Origin of the sequence: Streptomyces sp. NPDC093225, assembly GCF_044753805.1 — a bacterium.
Lineage (GTDB): Bacteria > Actinomycetota > Actinomycetes > Streptomycetales > Streptomycetaceae > Streptomyces.
Window position 1 is genome coordinate 394,359 of the sequence record NZ_JBIVNX010000001.1, and the last position, 18,411, is coordinate 412,769.

Consider the following 18,411-nt stretch of genomic DNA (forward strand, 5'->3'; position numbering starts at 1 on the left):
TCCGGGGCGTCAGGCGAGCGGGAACGTGCCGATGACGACGGCCGCTTCGTCCGCCCGGGCCGCGTCGAGCGGACTGCTGAAGAGGACCAGCGTCCCGGGCACCGCGTAGAGCGGCACCAGCAGTTCGAAGGTGCCCCGCGGTGCGTCCAGGGGGAAGCTGGACAGCCCCGGGGCCTCGGCACCGGAGGGCACCTCCCTGCGCAGGGCGATCGGCTGGTGCAGGGCGCGCCGGTAGCGGACCGCACCCCGCGCGTCGCGCACCTCGTACCAGAAGCCGCTGCTGCCCTCGGGCGCGTCGGGGCCGTCGGGGGGCGGAGCCGTCACGGCCACCTTCGCGGCGACGTTCGTGAGCCGTACGGCCGGCCCGCCCGCCGCCCAGTCCGCGCTGTCGTAGGAGAAGGTCAGGCGCATGGACGCGGTCGGCACGGTCGTCGGCGGCCCTCCCGCCAGCGCGGCCCAGGTCTCCGGTGTCACCGTCCCCGTCACGGCGAGGCCGTGCCCCGCCTGGAAGGCCCCTACCCCCTCGGTGGTCGCCGGACCGAACACCGCGTCGACGGCGAGCACGGGCACCCCGGCGGAGCGGTTGAGGGACTGCTGTACGCGGGCCACCGGCGGGCCGGTCATCTCCGGTGTACGGGGGCCCGGTTCCAGCAGCGGGCGGGGCGCCGCGAGCGCGAGCGCGAACCAGTCGGGTGTGGTGATGGTGCCGGTCGGCGGAAGGGGTCGGCCCGCCTGGAAGGCCAGCACCGCCGCCTGCGTCAGATCGCCGAAGTTGCCGTCGACGACGAGCGGCGGCTGGGCGGCTCCGGCAGCGTTCAGGAGTGCCTGGGCGAGCTTGACCCGGCCGTCGACCTCGTGGGGGTCGGCCATCCGGGCCAGTGCGGGCAGTTCGGCCCAGTCCAGGAGGACCGGCTGGGCCGGGTCGGGGACGGGGTCGGTCGCCGGGTCGACGGCCGCCGGGAACTGGCGGTGGCGGAGCCCGGTCGAAGCGGGCTCGTAGTCGTCGCCACCCTGGTAGGTGACGGCGATGTCGTGGATGCCGGGCGGCAGGGCCGTGGTGCTCACCCGGGCCCGCCCCTGCGCGTCGAGCTGGGCGCTGCCCAGGAGCGTGGTCGCCGTGGCGAACGTCACCGTCCCCTCGGGCACTTCCTGGTCCGCTCCCAGGGCGCGCACGGTCGCTTGGCACGTCACCTCGTTCCCCCCGTCGGCCGCGTCGGACCGCACGGCGGGTGTCACGACGTAGCGGCCGACCGTGTTCCAGGGGACGGTGAGGGTGCCGTCCCGCTCGACGTCGAAGGGTGAGGAGAAGACGCCCTTCGTCGTGTGGGGGAGGTAGCCCTTGCCGGGCAGCAGCACCGCCGCGATCTCCCGTGGGTTCGAGGGCCGGGGCTTCGTGCCGCTCTCCATGTTGGTGAGGCCGAAGAGATCGCCGTCCGCCGCGGTGGCGTCGATCACGACGGGGTAGCCCTTCAGGACGAGGGTGTCCCCGTCGGCCGAGGCGAACCCGTCGTAGGCGGGGTCGAGGCTCACGTCCCCGTCGCGGGTGACCCCGAACGCCAGGTCGGGCGTGACGTTCGGCGCCGGGCGCAGGGCGTACCGGTATCCCGGCAGCGTGGGAAGGAGCGTCACCCCGTTCACCGCGGTGCGGGACAGCCAGAGGGTCTCGCTGCGGTTCATGCCGTCGGGTTCGAGGTCGTGGGACAGGGCCGTCCCGTCGATGCGGATCGTCCGCCCGCGGACGGTGAGTTCGTTCCCCTCGGCGGAGGCGAACCCCGAGTCCTTCGGGTCCAGGGTCACCTCGCCGTCCCGGGTGACGCCGTAGGACAGGTCGGCCACGACTCCGGACCCCGGCTGGAAGCCGTAGCCGTACCCCGGGAGCGGGACCACCCTGAGCGTGTGGACCGACTCCCGTGGGAGGGACTTGACGTCCTTTCCCGACAGTCCGGTCGGCACGAGGTCGTGGTCGAGCGCCGTGCCGTCGATGCGGACGTCCCGTCCCCACACCCGCAGGGTGTCCCCTGCGGCGGAGGCGAATCCGGAGTACTTCGGGTCCAGGGTCACCTCGCCGTCCCGGGTGACGGCGAAGGACAGGTCGGCCACGACTCCCGCCCCCGGCTGGAAGCCGTACCCCTTACCCGGGAGCACGGTGAGCGCGTTGACCGTGTCCTTGGGTAGGAACGCGACCTTCTCCTTCCTGAGCCCGGTGGGCTTCAGCTCGTGGAGCAGCTCCCGGCCGTCGACGCGGATCGTCCGCCCCGTCACCGTCAGCGAGCCGGCCCCGGCCGCGGCGCAGCCCTCCGCCTCCGGGCCCAACCGCACCGTGCCGTCGGTCCCCACCGCGAAGAGGAGCGTGCCCGCCCCGCCGTCGAGGCGGTAGCCGGGGCGCGGCAGCAGGAGGAGGTCGTGGGGGCTGCCGCGCACCAGCGTCGGCCCGGCGTCTGCCCCGCCGGTCCGCAGGAGCAGGTCCTGGTCCAGGGCGGTGGCGTCCAGCCGCACCGGGAGCCCCCGTACGGTCAGACGGCGCCCGCCGCGTCCGAGGACGAACGCGTCGAAGGAGGCGTCGAACTCGACCGTTCCGTCGGCCGTCACCTCGAACACGAAGTCCGACGGGGGACCGGTGCCCTGCTTGAGGTGGTAGCCGCCCGCCACGGGCAGCGAGAGCGTCGGGGGCGGGGTGGTCGAACCGTCCACGGAGCCGGTCGCGGCCTCAGGGACGGTGAAGGAGCGGAAGGTGAGCCGCGAGGTGTCGATCTCGATGTCGGGCATCGCCACATCCGGTCGGAAGGGGGCTCGCCGGCCGAACGCGGCCGGGCCCCGGCTGGACCGTTCACGACCACCGTACCTCGGCCCGAGCGGCTCCTCACCTCGTCCCGAGCAGGCCCTCCGCCGCGCCCCCGCGCCCGGCGGCCCGGGCCGCGGGGACACCGCGGGGACACCGCGGTCACGGCCCGTCAGAACGGCGTGGGGCCGTGGATCTCCAGCCGGGGCGCGGTGTCGATCCAGGTCGCCGACCGCACCGGGACCAGGCCCACCCCCTGCCCGCCACGGGTCCAGCGCCGGACGACCGGGGCTCCCGGGCCGGCCGTGAGCAGTTCCCGTTCGTCGGGCGTCAGGGCGCAGACCCACACCGCGGCGTGCGGCGTGGGCGTCTCGCCCAGCGATTGGCCCGTGGACCGGTCCCAGCGGCGCAGCACGCCGTCGTACGAACCGGCGATGATCTCGCCGTCGCCGGTGAGGACCAGCGCGGCGACGCCGGATCCGGCGCGGAGGGGTTCGAGGAGCGGCCGCCCGCCGTGGCGGTCCCAGCGGCGGACCGTGCCGTCCCGGCCGCCGGTGACGATCTCGGTGCCGTCGGGGGTGACCGCGACGGTGAGCACGGCGCCGGCGTGGCCGAGCAGGGGCTCGCCGATCGGTGCGCCGCTCTCGCGGCTCCAGCGCCGTACCGTGCCGTCGCCGCCCGCGGTGACCAGCTCGTCGTCGTCGCCGGTGAGGGCGAGCGCCCGTACCGGCCCGTCGTGCGCGGCCAACGCCGCGCCGCGCGGACTCCCGTCGGGGAGGTTCCAGCGGCGGACCGTACCGTCCTCGGCGGCGGTGACGAGCTCGGAACCGTCGGAGGTCAGGGCCAGCGCCCGGATCCAGTCGGCGTGCGCGGTGAACGGTTCGGCCGCCTGGCCACCGCCCACCCGGCGCCAGCGCCGCACCGTGCCGTCGCTGCCGGCCGTGATGATCTCGCTCTCGTCCGGCGTCAGCAGCAGCGACCAGACCGTGCGCGCGTGCGCGGAGAAGAGCGGGGCCGGCGCGGTGCCTTCGACCCGGTCCCAGCGGTACGCGCGACCGGTGATGTCCGCTCCGACGACCTCCGCGCCGTCACGCGTCAGCGCCAGCGCGCACGTGACCCACCGCGACGTCATCATGGCGTACCCCCCTGCGCCGGAAGCGCGGCGTCGAAGGCCAGTCCACTCGCCGCCTCGCCCCGCCCGGCCCGGACCCGGCGCCCCACCCAGTGGTACAGCCGCCCCTGCCCGTCCCGGACCACGACCGGCACCCTGGACACGGTCACTCCCGCGCGCGGGATCTCCTCGTCCCGGAAGTACACCGGTTTCACCTCGGGTTCCAGGAGCCGCCCGACCGCCCCCGGCTGCACGCCGTCGGCGGTGCGCCGCACCACCCCGCGCCGGAACCGGACGGCACCCCGCGCCGCACCGTCGCCGTCGGCACCGCCGGCGGGGCCGGGGACCAGGGGCACCGGCACCAGGGGGACCCAGTACGGCGGCACCGGGGTGAGCAGCCGGTACGCCAACACGGCACCGGGCCCGGGCACCGGGTCGGGCCCCTCGTCGAGCGGGAACTCGTCGGCGCGCGCCCGGGGCCTGCCGGTGGCGCTCTGGACCACCCGCTCGATGCCCCAGCCGAGGTTCGCCATCTCGTCGCGGACGAACAGCACCTCCTCAACGGCCCCGCCCTCGGTCCGCGCGTGGGCCGTTGGAAGCAGCGGCAGCAGCGGGGCGCCCGGGGCGCCGGCCTCGTCCCGGGCGTCGCTGAGCCGGAACAGGGACAGCTGCCGGTGCGCGACGGGCGCGATGTCGAGCCTCCCGCCGAACGTGTCGAGCACGCTCAATCCGGTGACCCAGTGGAGCTTCCCGACCTCCAGGTCGACCGGCACGATCCAGTGGTCGTTCCCGTACACGTTGGCGAACTCCATGACGAGCAGCCGGGCGAGGTCCGCGGGACCCGCCTCGATCGCGGGCATGTTCACGGTGGCGTCCTCGAACTCCCACCAGCGGTCCGCCGGCATCCCCGGGTACGCCGCCCGAGTGGGCAGGGACACGTGCCGCGGACCGGGGGCGTCCGGCAGGTCGAGGGGCGTGCCACCGGCGTCGAGGTCGAAGCGGTACGGGTCGGCGCTCCCGCCCGGGTACTCGGGTGCGGTCAGCACGACCCGGCGGTCGCCCACCTCGGCCTCCACCCCGAAGCGGTGCTCCAGCCGCTCGGTCATCCAGGTCGAGGGGCTCGGCACGGGGTGCTCCGCGTCGAACCACCGCTGCCACCGGTCCGCCGCCTCGTCGAAGAGCGCGGCCGCGGCTCCGGCCAGGTCCGCCGGCCGCCAGCCGGCGGCCAACTCCCGGGCGAGCCGGTCACCGTCGGGCGTACGGTGCCGGAGGACCCGCCACAGGGCCAGCCCCGCCGGGTCGATCGGATGCTCCGGCCCCGCCCCGCCGTCGGCGGGCCTGGCCAGGGGGCACCTCTTGAGGACCTTGCGCGTCACGTCGTCGCGCACGCCGGGGGACAGCGGACCCAGCAGGGACAGGAACCGCGCACCGGCCCGTGCCGCGGCCCTGAGCGTCAGCTCCCGCGGACCGCCGGCCTCCGCCAGGTACTCGACGGGAGTCCCCGGCGGGTACGGCGCGGACGGGCTGCCGGTCCCCGGCCGGAAGCGGTCCACCTCCGCGCCGGCCGTCCCGATCGTGACCAGGACCGGTGAGCCGCCGTCCTCACCCCGGAACTCGGCCAGCTGCCACTGTCGGGCCAGCAGGAACAGCGGGTCCGCGACCCGCGCCTCGAGGGCCTCGTCCAGCTGGCCGCCGCTTCCGGAGGAGCGGACCTGCGGCTCCAGCCGGTGGAAGTGGGAGAACCGGGCCGCGTCGGTCATGGCTACGACTCCCTGTCCGTGAAGATGCCCACGAGCCCGTCCGCCTTGGACTGCTTCATGATGTCCTTGACGCCGACCGCCGGATTGCTCCCGAGCGAGGAGTCGGGGAGGTACGCCGCCGGCAGGTAGCGCCCCAGCCAGCCCAGCGCCGGCAGGTCGACCAGCCTGAGCTTCGCCAGCTCCAGCGCCTCCCCGACCACGTCCGCGACCGCGTCGACGGTCCACGGCGACCCGGCGGTGGCCGGCACCGCGAGCAGCACGGCGTGCGGGGCGCGGGCGCCGGGCGCGTCGAAGTGGAAGGCGGCCGCCGCCGGCTGCGTGGCGGCCGGGATCACCTCGGACCACTCGTCGACCAGCAGGACGGCCACGGGATCCGAGAAGTCGGGCCCGTCGGGTCCCGCGGGGCAGTGGAGGACGAGCCCCGTCGCCGGGTCCGCGTCGTCCCGCCAGCCGTCCGCACCCACCCAGCGCCGCCCCGGGCCGAACGGCGTCTGACCGACGCGCAGTCCGTACCCCCCGCCGGTGCCCGTGGCCTCCGTGAGCAGCAGCAGATCGGCGAGCGCCGCGGCGCCGGGCCGGGCGCCGGCCATCCGCTCCAGCCAGTCCCGCGGTGCAGGGTGCGCGACGCCCCCGAGTCCGGCACCGAACGAATCCTGGAGCGCCGCCGCGGCCGGGCTCGTGAGCGTGACGAGGCCGACGGCCCGGAAGCCGGGACCGAAGACGGCGTCCAGGGCCGCCAGGGAGGCCTCCGGCGGGGTGTTCCCGGGAACGGCGGGGTTCGGCAGGGCGGCCCGCGCGCGTTCCCCCCGCGCCGCGGCCTGCCTGGCCGCCGCATCCGCGGCGTCGGCCGGTGTGCCGCCGTCGGGCGGCGGCGGTGCCACGATGCCGAACGCGGCGAGCTCGCCCACGTCCAGGGCCGCGCCGGCCGCGTCGAGACGGGCGAGGGCCGTGTCGGCCCGCCCGTACAGCTCGGCGTCGCGCGCCGCCTCGGCGGACGGCGCCGAAGCGCTCAGGTCCGTCGGGCCCGCCGACCGGCCTGCGGCGAGGACGGCGCCGACGGCGACGGCGAGCGACTCCGTGTCGAACAGCGACCGCACGGCGGCGGGCCACTCATCGGCCCGGCCGCCCAGGAGCCTGGGCACGGCTCCGGCGGGTGAACCGGCGGGCGGATGATCCGCCAGGGAGCCTTCCAGGGCGGCGCGCAGCGCGCCCGAGCCCACGAGCGCGACCACGTCGAGGGCACAGAGGCCGACCGGGGGCCAGGCGTGCTCGTGCACGGGCGCCGCCGTGACGTCCTGCCCCGGACGCGTCCATGCCGCACGGAGCCGGATCCCGGCGGCCGGGCCGAGTTGGTGGCTCGCCCAGGCGTCCAGCCGCGGCTCCGCCGTTGCGCGGGGACGGGTGCGCTGGGCGGCGGAGTCCCAGCCCGCGGCCGGCGCGGCGTCGCGCGGGACGGCGACCATGATCCGGTGCGTCACCGGGGTGCCGTGCCCCGGAGTGTCGAGCACCTCGGGCCGCGGCGGTGCCTGGCCTCCGGCGGCGAGGCTGTCGAACGTGGCTCCCGCCCGGTCGGCGCTGCCGCCGGCGAACTGGTGGACGCCCTCGGCCAGCAGGAGGTCCGCGACGGCGTCGATGTCGTCGTGCAGGGCCTCCAGCTGCTTCCTGACGTGTTCCTCCTCCGTGGGGTCCAGCGCGGGCCGCACCTCGGGCAGCAGCGTCGTCATGGCCTGGGCGACGGGGATCTCACCGAGTTCGGCTCCGTCGGTGACGTCGTGCACACCGATGAACTGCTTGGCCCCGGTCGCCTCGTGCTGCACGGGCTGCGTCGGCCAGAGCCTGCGCAGCGGTGCGATCACCCGGTCGAGTACGAGGCCGCCCCCCGGACGTTCCCGGGCGTCGTGCAGCCGCCGCTCCAGCCGGTAGCCGAGCAGGGCCCCGATCGGCTGGCCCTGGCGCACGCCGTCCAGGACGTCCATGGCGACCCGCATGCGGCGCGAGGACAGGTCCACCGCGAAGGCCCCGGGATCGTCCGCATGGGACAGGTAGCCGCTGTGCAGGATGGCGGCCGTGGTGGCCTGGGGGACGGACGGGGCGAGGACGAAGCCGTCGCTGGCGGGTGCCGACCGCGCCGACAGCCCCTCCACCCAGCCGTACGCCCCGATCTGAAGGCCCGTCGGTCGGCGCTCCGGCGCCCGCATCGCGTGGAGCCGGGCCGTGGCCAGCGAGGTGATCCAGGCGTCCAGCCGGTGGGAGACGAGGTCGAGGCATTCCCCGAGCAGCCGCTCGACCGGGGCGAACGGATCCTCGCCCCGGTCGTGCCAGGCCCGCACCCGCAGGGCGAGATGGCCCAACGCGGCGTCGATCTCGGCGAGTCGGCTGCTCCAAGGGCGCTCGGGGAGCTGGGCGGTGAGGACGCCGTGCTTGTCGCGGGCGGCCGCACCGATCGCCCCGAGTTGGTCCTGGTGGGCCTGCTTGACGACGTGGCCGACGGTGACGGTCGCCGCGGTGACGGGGTCCGGTACGTCGAGGGCGAGGAGCGAGGCCGCCGTGAACGGCCGGAGCAGCACCCCCGCTGCAGCCGTGATGGGAGCGGACTTCTCGGGGGAGAGCAGCAGCTCCGCGAACCGGTTCCCGCGCTGGGCCGGCGACAGGTGCGGGTCGGCGACGGCGGCCGCCGCGCGGCCGTACTCGAGGTTGGCCGTGTGCCGCAGCAGTGCCTCCAGCAGGGTCCGGGCCTGCTCCGGCCCGATCATGAGCCGGGGGGCCTCGAACTGCTCGACGACTCCCGCCAGGAACTGCAGGAAGTCCTCGAGCGGGTCCGGGGCGCCGGGCAGCGGGGGGACCCGGACGAAGGGCAGCCACAGCCGGGCGGCGTCCCCGCCCTCGTTCTGGTGGTGGGAGACGACCGGCTCGTAGGTGATGCCCAGGGCCCGGTTCAGCGCCCGGGACAGGCGGCTCTCGACGGTGCTCGGGCACTCCTCCGCGGCGTCGGCCCACTTGTGGATGAAACACGCGTTGAGCATGCCCCGCACTCCCCGTACGCCGCAGGTGCGGGAGACCGGCGCCATGCCGAGCGCCCGCAGCACGTCCCGCTCCGGCTTGGGCAGGTCGAGGCTCTCGCCGGGCTGGTCGGGGCCGCCGACCCGGGGCAGGGTCGCGACGCCGATCTCCCAGAACGGGCGCAGCGTCGTCAGCACGTGGTGCAGGCCGGCGAGATGGGCGTCCTCCCGCGGGTCGGGCTGCCAGCGGGCCGTGGCCGTGACGGGCAGCAGTCCGTACGGCTGCCTGCCGATCCGCAGCGCGGGCAGCGGGCCGCGCGCCCGGACCAGGTCCGCGTAGTGCCCGCGCAGCCACGCCCGGTCCAGCGGCAGCTCCTGCGTGTGGCTGTCGCTCTCCAGGAGTTCGTCGAGGAAGAAGTCTCCGGTGGCGCTCCACAGCGCCAGTTGCAGGGCGCGCGCATCGGCCTGCTCCGGCTCGCGGGCGCCGCCCAGCGCCGCGAGCGCCGCGGCGGGCAGGCCCAGCGCCGTGGCGACGCGGTCGCCGTTGGCCCACGGGTCGGCCGGGGCGGCTGCCTGCGGTGCCGCGGCCGCCCGGAGCATGTCCTCGACGTCCGGCGGCGCGCCGGGGGAGCGGCCGCCCGCGTCCGGGATGTTGTTGGTCGGGGTGCCCTGGGACAGGAACGAGGCCCGGCCGTCGTCCGCGCGCCCCGAGAGCAGCCGGCCGATCCTGGCCGCGGACTCCTCCGGGCCGAGGGACGCGGTCACGCCGAGAACCAGCACACGGGTGAGCAGGGGCTCCTGCCCGGGGTCGTACCCCGGACCGTCCAGGGGCACTTCGATGGCCAGGCCCTTCTCCTGCGCCGCCGCGAAGTCGGTGAGCCACAGCAGTTCGGGGTCCAGTGGCGACCCGACGCCGTCCGGTCCTGCATCCGGGTCCGGCCCCATCTGCACCGTGTCCGGTACGGCGGAACCCGGGGCCTGCCCCACGAGGACGAGTGCGCCGTCGGGCGCGGTCTGGTAGGCCAGCGCGACGAACCGGTCGGGGAGGGTGGACGCGGTCGCCGCCCGGTTCCAGCCGCGGGACCGGGTCGGCGGGGCGTCGAAGTGGGGTTCGGGGCCCGGCGTCCCGTCGGGGAGCGGCCCTTCCGGCCGGTCGTCCGGGGCCGGCGCGAGCCGGGCGGCGATCCAGCGGGCCCGGGCCGGGCCGAGGGCGCCGGACAGCTGGTCCCATGCGCTGCGCAGGATCCGGTCCCGGTCCCCGGCCGCGTTCTCGGCCCGTCCCGCCCGCCACACCAGGCGCCAGAAGTCCTGCCCCTTGCGCACCTCGCCCTCGGTGGGGTCCGGGTCGTGGGACTCGACGTGGACGTCGTCGGGGAAGATGCGCACGTGCAGTGCGGGGGGCGCCGCGCCGCCGACCCGCAGCCTGGTCTCCAGCCGTACGGGCATCAGCACCAGTGGGACGTCCGGGTCGAGGCGCGCGAGCAGTTCGTCGCCGGGGGCGTCCGCGACGAAGGCCCCGATGGCCGCGTCCAGGGCCTTGCGGGCGGCGCGGATCGCCGAGAGGGCGTCCCGGCGCTGGGCGGGCGTGGCCTTCGGACCGAGGAGGGCGCGCTGCCGCTCGGACTCGGCGACGGCCTGGCGCAGGGGGCCGAGATCGGTCATGCGGAGTGTCTCCCTGGGGTGGGCGGCGGTCGTCGGAGGACCGGGGTCAGCCGGGTTTCTCGCGGAGCAGCCGGCGGGCGGGCATGACCACCCGCACCGGCTGCTGGAAGCACTGCCGGGCGGTGCCCGCGGCGCTCTCGCCCCAGACCAGCTCGCCGAGCGAGACGTTCGGCAGCCGCACGGACGGGGCGTGCCGGGCGGCCTCGTACTCGGTCGGCGAGGTGAAGACGTGCTTCCAGTTGAGGTCGTTCCAGTCGTCGGCGAGCGACGGCGGGACCGTCTCCGGTGGCCTCTGGTACTGCTCTCCCCACGACGTCGGCGCCGTGGGGTCCGCGGGGTCGTCCAGCCCGAAGACCGGTTCGGTCGGCTGTTCGGCGAGGACGAAGCCCCAGGGCTCGGCCAGCACGTCGGCCTCCGTCAGGGGGAAGCCGAAGAAGGCGGTCTCCGCGTCCAGCGCCCCGCGGAAGACCGGGTGTTGGGCCTGGTCGTCGACCGGTTGGTGCTGTGCGTCCGGCGGTCCGTGGAGCGGGGCCGCGTAGACGATCAGGTCGGGGTAGCGGCGCAGCAGCGCCGTCCGCAGCAGCAGTACGAGGCGCTTCGGAGGCCCGGTGACGTGCGCGCCGAGCGGGAGTGTGGTGCTCCATTCGGACAGCGCGGGCGCGTCGGGCTCGGCGCCCCAGAAGCGGGTGAAGTACGTGCCGCGCTGGTCGGTGGGGTACCCGCGCCAGCGCAGCTCCCGGGCGAACTCGTGGTTGAGCCCGGCCATGTACGCCGCGACGAACGCCGGGTTCGGGTACGCGAGGGCCGCGGTGTCCGGCTCGACGTTCTCCAGGCCGGCGAGCATCCATTCGGTGGACTGCGCGGCGAGCGGCCGCCACATCGGGTCGGGGAAGGTCGGAGCCCACTGCACGGGCGCCTCCGGCCGGTCCGTGGCGGGCCGTTCCACCCGGGACCGCACGACGGCGTCGACGGCCCGCCGGGGGTCGAGGAGTTCGGCGACCGTGTCCCGGGCCTCGGCCACGGGGAAGGAGCCCCGGGGCGGTACGACGGGAGCGTCGGCGGGACGGTAGAGGCGGTCGCGGGCCGCGACGGCCATCGCGCGCGCGTCCGCGGGGGTGATGTCGAGCACCGAGGCCGCCGGCAGCCGCCCGGCGGCTCCCTTCAGGCGGTCGTGGCCGATGACGGTGCCGAGCGGGATCGACCCCTCGGCCTGCCAGCCGGCCAGGACCGCGTCGAGGTCCGCCTCCTGCCACCCGTCCTGACCCCCGCCGGGGCCGGGGGCGGCCCGGAGCCCGGTGCCGCCGCAGTCTGCCCGCCAGATGCCGGCGGTCCCGGTGGTGTCCCAGTCCCAGGTGCCCGGGCAGGAGCCGTGCAAGGTGCCCCACCTGCCCGCCGACTGCCACACGCCGTCGAACGTCCCGTCGGACGTGCTGGACAGCGGGTCCCAGGTGCCGGTGGCCACGCCCTGCCAGGTCCCCTGCTCCCCTGCGCCGTCCCAGGTCCCGCTCGCCACGGCCCGCCAAGGGCCCCCGGTCCCGCCGCCGGGGTCGGCGTTCCAGGACCCCTTGAACGAGCCCCGCCAGCTGCCGTCCGCGACGGCGGTCCGCCAGGTTCCGCCGCACGTGCCGTTCCACCGGTCGGCCGGCTCGGCCGCGGAGGACTCGCTCCACGGTCCCGCCCAGGTCCCGGTGAAGGCCACGTCCGCCGCCGCACCGCTGGGGGGCGGCAGCAGGGGAGTTGCCGTGACCCTCCCCGAGGGGAGCAGCAGGGTGCCGCCGGGGGTCAGACGGATCAGGGCCAGGTAGTCCTCGGGTACCTCGACCTCGGGCAGCGCCCCGAGCGGCAGCGCGGAGTCGAGCGCGCCCGCGGTGGGGGCCGCGAGGGTGTCGAGCCGGTCGGCGAGGAGTTCGAGGAGTCCGGCCCGCTTCTCGGCCCGCTGTCCGAGCACCCGCCAGCCGAGCGGCGTCGTCCCGTAGGCCCCGAGCTCGGCCAGTACGGCGGGCAGCCGTGCGGCGCCGACCACGCGTTCGGGGGCGACGGCGAAGGCGACGGTGCCGTCGGGTGCCCCGGGGGCCACGGCGAGGCCCCGGCCGGCGACCGACAGTGCGGCGATCGTCGTGGCGAACGGCCGCTGGCCGGGGGCCTGCCCGCCCGGGGTGCCGACGAGGGCGATGCGTCGGCACAGCGCCCCGCGCGGTCGGACGGCACGGCGGAACGCGGTTCCGGACATGGCGGTCGGCAGCGCGCTGGCGTGGACGGCGGCGCCGAGGGTCGTGCTGCCGAACGCCGCCCTGCTCTTCAACGGCGCCGCCAGGTGCAGCAGCCCGTCGGCGTCGAGACCCGTCACGTGGCGCCGGTGCAGGCTCGCGCCGACGAGCCGGGCGAACCTGGCGAGTTCCAGGAATCGGTTGCTGGCCGTCGCCTCGGCCAGCTGGCTCCACGCCGAGGCCATGAGCTGTTCCTGTTCGCGCTGGACGGACCGGGTGCCCAGGCCCGCGGCCACCCGCCAGCGGGGCTCCAGGTTGAGGGTGCCGGGCCAGCCGGGTTCCGCGGGCAGGACGCGCGAGCGCAGCGCGTGGAAGCCGCCGTACAGAGGGGGCTGGACCAGTGGGTCCTCCTCCCCGTCGTCGGTCCTGGTCGTGTCCAGGACGGAGGCCAGCGCCTGCTGCCACGCGGCCCCCGGGGCGTCGACCGGCCACGCCGCGCCCGGCGGGGCGTCGGGGCTGGTCAGCGCGCTCTCGACGTCCTGCGGCAGCAGCCCGGGCCCGGGCTCGACGAGGCCCGGCCGACTGATGTCCATGGCCCGCCGGCCGCCGGTGCGTGGCAGCGGCCTGCACCGCAACCGGTCGGCCAGGGACTCGAAGTCGCCGCCCTCGCCCGTGGCGAAGGTCCATGAGTGGTAGACGGGCAGGGTGGCCTCGTCGTCCGTCGCCCGCCACGCGGGGGACAGGTCCCCGGGATCCTGCCGGAGGCCGGCGGGGTCCGCCTGCAGGAGGCCGGCACGCCTCCCGGCCTCGAACGCCGGCACCAGGCAGGCGGTGTACTCGGTGTGCGGCAGCAGCCGGCGGGGGGCGAGCAGCCGTGACAGGGAGCGGCGGTCGTCCTCCGGGTGGCCGGTGACCGTCTGGGTGTGCGCCCACAGGTACAGGCGCATCGGGTCGGGAAGCTCGTCCACCGGCACGTGGAGCACCGGCAGCGCCACCCCGGGGCGCCGCCGCGGCCGGCCGACGGCGGTCGGGACGCAGACCAGCGTGATCCAGGGCCGCAGTTCACCCCCGTCCTTCGGTGCGAGCGGGGTGAACAGCCAGGGGAAGTCGGTCCGGTCGAACTCGATGAGCGGGAACCGGGTGGTCTCCGCGTAGGGCGTGCCGGGCCGCGGGTAGACCCGGACGATCTGTTGCGGGTCGACCGCGACCACGTCGCCCGGACCGTACAGGTCCAACGGCACCTGCCTGAGGGGGCCGTCGTTGACGGCCGCGCCGGCCGACAGCCGGCCGCGCAGCGGGCCGGTGACCGACGGGCCGTCGAGCTCGCGCAGCGAGGCCGCGGCACCGGTCCGGTCCCAGGCGGCGAAGGTGTACGACGTCATGGCCTCACCTCGTGTACGGGTACGACGCGGAGCCCGGCCGCGGTGCCGGCGACGGACCGCAGCGCCTCCGCGGCCTCGGTGAAGGTCACGCCGCTGGGGTACCCCGGCCGGGGCGTCAGGGTGTCCGCGTCGACGACCGTGAACGCGCGCTCCCTGAGAGCGCTCGGGCACCTCGCGTCGGCGGCGTACCGCGTACGGGCCGTGTGGGCGCCCCCGGTGGCCACGGCCCCGTACGGGACGGTCCGGGCCAGGTAGGCCGCGTCCGCCGCCCAGCGGGGCAGCTTCCGGTGCCCGTCCCCGGGCGACCCGAGCCACTTGCTCTCGTACCGCACCTCGGCCTCGTACCGGCGGGCGGCCGGCGGCGGAGCCGACGGGGTGAGCTCGATGCCGGAACGGAGCCGTTCGAACGGGGGCTGGGTCAGCCGCTCGTCATCGGTGAGCTCGAAGAAGTCGGCCCGCGCGAAGTGCTCGGTGACCGGGGTGCTCGCCCCCGCGTCGGCGGCGTTCCCGCCGGGGACCGCGTAGCGGACGGTCACGTCGAAGGACTGGGGCGCGGGGAGCCGTCCCGCGCCGAAGCGGCTGATCGGGATCCCGAGGGGCACCAGCCGCTGGCTGAACCGGACCCGTCCGAGCGGGTGCAGGAGCCGGCCCCCGTCCTTGCCGTCGGCGAGCAGGGTGACCAGGGCCCCGGTGCCCCGGGGCAGCAGCGGCGCCCAGTTGCGGGCCTCGTCCAGTTCCCGTTCCAGCCGCTGGGCGACGTCCGGCGCGGGCGTGGCGGTGATCTGCCGGCTGCAGGCCCAGTGCTCGTCGAAGGGGAAGTCGATGTCGACCCAGAACAGCGAGACGCTCGCCCGGCCCGCGATGTGCCAGCAGGGCGTGGGTCCTTCGACCCGGACCCGCAGCTGCACGGTGCAGATCGACCGGCCGGCGAAGCGCAGCGCGAACGCGCCGCCCAGGTCGAGGACCACGCCGAAGCTCGGCTCCCAGCGCACCAGCGCGTCGAAGTGCAGGTGACCGGTCACTCCCGTGCTCCTGGTGCCGACGACCACGGCGAGCGCCGCGCCGGCCTGGACGGTGCCGGGAGTGAGCGCGAGGTAGCCGGTGAACGAGATCCGCAGGAAGGGGGAGTCGGCCAGGGTGAGCGCCAGCCGTCGGGGCGTCGGGAAGCCGGCCGGGGCAGGGTAGGCGGGATGCCAGCCGCCGGCGCTGAGCAGGAACGCGGGCCCGGGGCCGGCGGTGATCCGCACGGCCAGGCCGCCCTCGATGCCCGCGGTGAGCATCCGCGAGCCCGTCAGGTCGGCGGCGAACTGCACCGTGCCGTCCGCGTCGACGACACCGCCGACGGACGCCTTGAGCTCGATGACGGGGGCCTGCGGGGCGGGCAGCGCCACCCTGAGGCGGCCGAGCAGGGAGGTCGTGCCACGGGTGGGTTCGATGATCACGCCGATGTCGGCGGTCACGAACGACACCGGACGGCCCCATCCGAGCCGGAGCATCGGGCCCACGACGACGCTGCCCCGCCGCGTGACGAACACGGTCGCGAGCGTGCCCAGGATCTGGGCCGCCGCGGCCGCCGGTTCGTCGGGGAACAGCACGCGGTCGAGGTGCCCGGACTGCACGGCGGCGGCGAGCCCGGCCCGGTCGACGGCGTGCCCGATGCCCACGATCCCGCCGACCGCGTTGAGGGTCAGGGCCAGGCCGAGCTCGATCGGCGGCGTGAACTCGGCACTGAGCGCGACCAGAAGCGCCCCCTGCCGGGTCCGCAGCACGGCGAACGCCCTGACGTCGACCGGGCCGAGGCCGAGCGCGAGAGCACCCCGGTACTCGCCGTCGGCGCCCGCCAGGAACCCGGAACCCCTGGCCGGGCCGATCGCCAGGCTGAGGGCGATGGCGGTGGCGGGCAGCGCCCTACCGTCTCCGTCGGTTGCGACGGCGATGCCGACGCCGTCCACCGAGGCGTCCGCCAGGCCCGGGATCGAGGCGCCGAACGACGAGGTGAAGGAGAGGGCGCCGTCCGTAGCGGCCAGGTACATCGACGGAGCCCGCAGACCACCGGACGCACTCCTGAGCGGCAGCGCCACGACGCGCCCCGTACCGCCCTCGAAACGCACCCCCTGGCCGTCGACCCGGGCCACCAGGTCACCGACGAGCACCGGTCCGCCGGGAGCGAACAGGCCCAGCAGGCCGTCCGCGTCGGGGAGCGCGAGGTGCAGGGGACCGGCGGCGAGCTCGAGTACGGCAGCGGCCGGATCCGCCGGGACGGTCAATGTGAGCGTGCCGCCGCGGGGCAGGCGCAGGCCTTCGGTGAGGCCGAGCTCCCCGATGCGCAGCACCACGGTGAACTCCGCGCCCAGAGCAGCCCCGACCGCTGCCTGGACACCGCCCGCGTCCGCTGTGAACAGCCCGGGCACCTCGAGGTCCCAGAGGGGGGACGACCGGTCGGCGGCACCCGTGAGCACGTCGACCACACGGAGCCACAGCTCTCCGCCCGGTTCCCCGACCGACGCACCCAGGCGGCCCAGCAGGCCGCCGGCCGTCAGGTCCGAGGGAGGCAGTACCCCCAAGGCCTCGCGCACCGCCTGCCGGCGTCCTGCCGCGTCGAGCCCGCCGAGCGTCGCGGCGATGCCCGACAGTCCGGCGCGCAACTCGGCGGCCAATTCAGCGACCGAACCCATGAGCGGCGCCTTTCCACCGTCCCGATGGTTCCCAGAAGGGTCTGTACGCGCGGGCGTACCGCGCGGCGCGCCCCCACAGCACTCCATCCTGGTGCCGCGGCCCTGCCTGGCAAGGCACCCCCCGGCCCCTCATCCGTACGGTGGACCGCCATTGCGCCGCTTGGCCCTCCGCCGGTGGCCCCGACGCACACGGTGCGGATCCCGCGCGGATCGGTACCGGCACCTGCCTAGCTGTTCTCGCGCGGGGGCGGGAGGGCTTCGGCCGCCGCGGCTGCCGCGGCTCGGGCGTGGTCGCGGGCGACCGCGGCTTGGGCGGTGTCGCCCAGGGCGTTGGCGAGGCGGGCCCGGGCCGACCAGTTGTAGGAGCTGTCGGGCCGGAGCCCGATCCGCTCGCTGACGAGCACCCGGGCCAACTCGTGCCGTCCGGAGGCGAGTGCGGAGTCGACGAGCGTCTTCTGGAGGGCGTCGCGCTGGGCGTGGCTGCCTCCGAACTCGTGCAACCTGCGGCGCAGCGGCCAGAGCAGTTCCACGACGGTGGCGTGGTCGCCCCGGGCGTGCGCGAGCAGCGCCTCACACGCGGGTAGTCCGATCTCCGCCGTCATCCGGCGGTTGGTGACGGCGCTGGTGTCGGCGCCGGCTCCGGCCAGCCACCGCCGCCGGTCGGCGATGAGCCGCTCCGCCGCCTGAGTGCGTCCGGCGCCCGCGTAGGACATGACCGCGTGGACGTCGTTGAAGGCGTAGTGCGGCGGGTCGGCCCGCGCGGCCCAGGCGTCTGCCAGGGCTTCCCAGCGGGCCGTCGGCCGTTCTCCGGCGAGGTGGATCCGCCACAACAGGGCCGCAGCGTCCAGCAGTTCCATCGCCAGGCCCGCCGATCCTTCGTGGTGCAGGGAGGTGTCGTAGATGCCCAGTGCGGTGTCGGTGTCCCCGGCCTCGAGGGCGTAGAGGGCGTAGTGCCACCAGTTGTGGACGTCGAGGTAGTTGTCCCGCGTCCACTGCGGGCGCCGGGCGTCGAGGTAGCCGATGCCTTCCGACACGCGTCCTTGCATCTCGTAGGTGTGGACGACGGCGTGGATCGCCCAGACGTCGCGCGGGTCCGCTTCGACCGCGGCGAGCCCGGCTTCCTCGGCCTGGCGGTAGTGGCCCGACTCCTCCAGTCCGAAGGCGTACATGCCCAGGACCAGGCTCCGGTGCGGATCTGCGGTGTCCCAGGCGGAGAGGGCTCCGCCGATGCGGTCGCGCAGGCGCACGGCGTCGCCGGTGAAGAAGTCCAGCTGGTGTCCGACGGCCAGGGCCAGCGCGTCCGTCGGGTGGGCCGCGGTCAGCTCCTCGAGCAGTCCGGCGGCCCGCTGCATGTCTCCGGCCAGCCACGTCCCGGCAGCCGCGACGTGCAGGCGCTCGCGCACCGGCAGGGACGTGAGGTCCACGCCGGCCAGGTACCGCTCGAACCGCTGCCGTGCCGCGGCGGCCTCGCGCGGCTCCGTGCCCAGCACACCGAGGTACGCGGCGAAGGACTGTGCGACCGGTGAGGTAGGCCCGCTGAGGAGGGCGTCACCGACGGCCCGCTCGACCTCGGGGCTGAAATGGAGCAGCGCCTCGACGGCGCGGTCCAGATGCCCGGCCGTCTCCGGGGTGCACGCGTGCAAGGGGTTGCCGTACCGGTCCGTCACCATCAGGGAACACCTCGGCGCGCCGGTGGGGGTGGGGTGGCGAGCGCGGCGCGAGAACGCCACCGCGGTCATCCTGTTCCGGGCAGGACCGTGCCATGCCGTCAGCGCCCGAAGGTCCCCCGGCCGGGGGGCGGGACGCATCCGGCGCCGTCCACGTTCAGCGCGATGG

General features: G+C 75.9%; 7 protein-coding genes. All 7 read right to left on the reverse strand.

The window, feature by feature from the left end; translation table 11 throughout:
- Nucleotides 1-9: 9 nt before the first annotated feature.
- A complete protein-coding gene (locus tag ACIQCH_RS01185) occupies nt 10-2,766 on the reverse strand; it encodes a peptidoglycan-binding protein (RefSeq protein WP_402576606.1) in 2,757 nt (918 codons plus the stop codon).
- Between the two features lie 185 nt (nt 2,767-2,951).
- Nucleotides 2,952-3,914, reverse strand: coding sequence for a WD40 repeat domain-containing protein (locus ACIQCH_RS01190; protein WP_402576608.1), 963 nt, complete (start codon nt 3,912-3,914; stop codon nt 2,952-2,954).
- A complete protein-coding gene (locus ACIQCH_RS01195; protein WP_402576610.1) occupies nt 3,911-5,650 on the reverse strand; it encodes a hypothetical protein in 1,740 nt (579 codons plus the stop codon). Before ACIQCH_RS01195 ends, ACIQCH_RS01190 begins: the two co-directional genes overlap by 4 nt.
- A gap of 2 nt (nt 5,651-5,652) precedes the next feature.
- A complete protein-coding gene (locus ACIQCH_RS01200; RefSeq protein WP_402576612.1) occupies nt 5,653-10,311 on the reverse strand; it encodes a hypothetical protein in 4,659 nt (1,552 codons plus the stop codon).
- Nucleotides 10,312-10,357: 46 nt separating this feature from the next.
- On the reverse strand, nt 10,358-13,900 hold the full coding sequence (locus ACIQCH_RS01205) for a hypothetical protein (protein WP_402576614.1): 3,543 nt from the start codon (nt 13,898-13,900) through the stop codon (nt 10,358-10,360).
- Nucleotides 13,897-16,575, reverse strand: coding sequence for a DUF6603 domain-containing protein (locus ACIQCH_RS01210; RefSeq protein WP_402576616.1), 2,679 nt, complete (start codon nt 16,573-16,575; stop codon nt 13,897-13,899). Before ACIQCH_RS01210 ends, ACIQCH_RS01205 begins: the two co-directional genes overlap by 4 nt.
- 227 nt (nt 16,576-16,802) lie before the next feature.
- A complete protein-coding gene (locus ACIQCH_RS01215) occupies nt 16,803-18,245 on the reverse strand; it encodes a tetratricopeptide repeat protein (protein ID WP_402576618.1) in 1,443 nt (480 codons plus the stop codon).
- Nucleotides 18,246-18,411: the final 166 nt, after the last annotated feature.